Source organism: Pseudoclavibacter sp. RFBB5 (assembly GCF_002931555.1).
In the GTDB taxonomy this organism is placed as follows: domain Bacteria; phylum Actinomycetota; class Actinomycetes; order Actinomycetales; family Microbacteriaceae; genus Pseudoclavibacter.
This window is the reverse complement of the sequence record NZ_PSTZ01000018.1, coordinates 1-1,310: the sequence shown is the minus strand read 5'-3', so window position 1 is coordinate 1,310 and position 1,310 is coordinate 1. Positions and strand designations below refer to the sequence as shown.

Here is a 1,310-nt window from a genome sequence, read left to right as displayed (position 1 = left end):
GCCTACCTCGACTACCAGGAGCGACTCGGGCACGTCAGGATCGACCGAGCCCCGCTCATCCCCCGCGGAGACGGCTCGACGCTCTTCACGGGAAGCGGCATGCAGGCCCTCCTCCCCTACCTCCTCGGCGAGGACCACCCGGACGGCACACGCCTCACGGACAGTCAGCCCTGCGTCCGCGCGCAGGACATCGACGACGTGGGCGACAACCGGCACACGACCTTCTTCGAGATGCTCGGCAACTGGAGTCTCGGCGATTACTTCAAGGCCGAGCAGATCCCTGCTTTCCTCTCGTTCCTCGTCGACACGGTGGGCCTCGACCCGAACCGCCTGTACGTGACGGCCTTCATCGGCGACGAGGCTGCCGGCATCCCGCGCGACGACGAGGCGGCCAGCATCTGGCAGAAGGCCTTCGCGGAGCGCGGCATCGAAGCTGGCATCGTCGAGATGGGCAGCCAGGCCGACGGCGACGCACGCGGCGTGCAGCCCGGTGAGCGCATCTTCTTCTACGACGGCAGCGAGAACTGGTGGTCGCGCGGCGGATCGCTGCAGGCGACGCCCATCGGAGACCCCTGCGGACCAGACAGCGAGGTGTTCTACGACTTCGGACCCGAGCACCACGACCCGTCCTACGGTGCGGCGCACCCCGCGAGCGACAGCGGCCAGTTCATGGAGATCGGCAACCAGGTCTTCATGCAGTACCGGCGACAGGAGGACGGATCGTTCGTCGAGCTGGAGCGACGCAACGTCGACTTCGGCGGCGGCCTCGAGCGCATCGCGGCGGCGGCCATCCACTCCCCGGACGTGTTCCGCATCTCGCTCCTGCGCCCCATCGTCGAGCAGATCGAGCAGCTGAGCGGCGAGAGCTACGAAGCGCACACGCTGTCGATGCGCATCATCGCCGACCACCTCCGCGGCGCCACCTTCCTCGCCGTCGACGGTGTCGTGCCCTCGAACAAGGAGCAGGGCTACGTCATGCGGCGCCTCGTGCGCCGCGCGATCCGCGAGGCGCTCATCCTGGGCATCTCGGACAACTTCTTCGCCGAGCTCGTTCCCACGATCGCCGACCTCTACGTCGACGACTACCCGGAGGTGCGCGAGCGCCGCGACCAGGTCGTCGCGGTGCTCGTCAAGGAGGAGCGCTCGTTCCGCCGCACCCTCAAGGGTGGCCTCAAGGCGCTCGCCGCCTACAAGGGCTCGACCCTCACCGGTGCTGATGTGTTCCTGCTCTCCGACACCCACGGGTTCCCCCGCGAGCTGAGCGTCGAGGAGGCGAAGCGCCAGGGCATCGAGGTCGACCCCGCCTGGGA

At 68.4% G+C, this 1,310-nt stretch carries 1 protein-coding gene; it reads left to right on the top strand.

The window, feature by feature from the left end; genetic code table 11:
* Positions 1–1,310, top strand: a 1,310-nt coding sequence (locus C5B97_RS17665; protein WP_104313526.1) for an alanine--tRNA ligase-related protein, incomplete at both ends; no start/stop codon positions are given.